This is a genomic window from Ochrobactrum sp. SFR4, from assembly GCF_019730395.1.
GTDB lineage: Bacteria > Pseudomonadota > Alphaproteobacteria > Rhizobiales > Rhizobiaceae > Pseudochrobactrum.
In genome coordinates, this window is record NZ_JAAPBB010001116.1 from 1 (window position 1) to 249 (window position 249).

General features: G+C 53.0%; 1 protein-coding gene. It reads right to left on the reverse strand.

Annotation, left to right across the window (positions count from 1 at the left end; translation table 11 throughout):
- On the reverse strand, positions 1-249 hold a 249-nt coding region (locus tag HBA93_RS22505), incomplete at both ends, for a porin (protein WP_221724718.1).

The window sequence follows — 249 nt, forward strand, 5'->3', positions numbered from 1 at the left end:
TGAATTTCGCGCCACCCCAAACAGCCCAATCGCCACCCCATGTGCCGTAGAAGCTGTCAACCAGACGAACGCCGCGCTGATTGCCGTTTGCATCTGTGTAAGCATATGCGTAATGGTCGTTGTTCGACTTGTAGCCGCCCTGTACCCATACGGAGAACTGTTCAGTTACGTTTACATCGAGACGTACTTTACCAGCCCACTCTTCGTTCTGTGCGTCGTAAGCAGCAACACCAACGATCGAACCCCAAG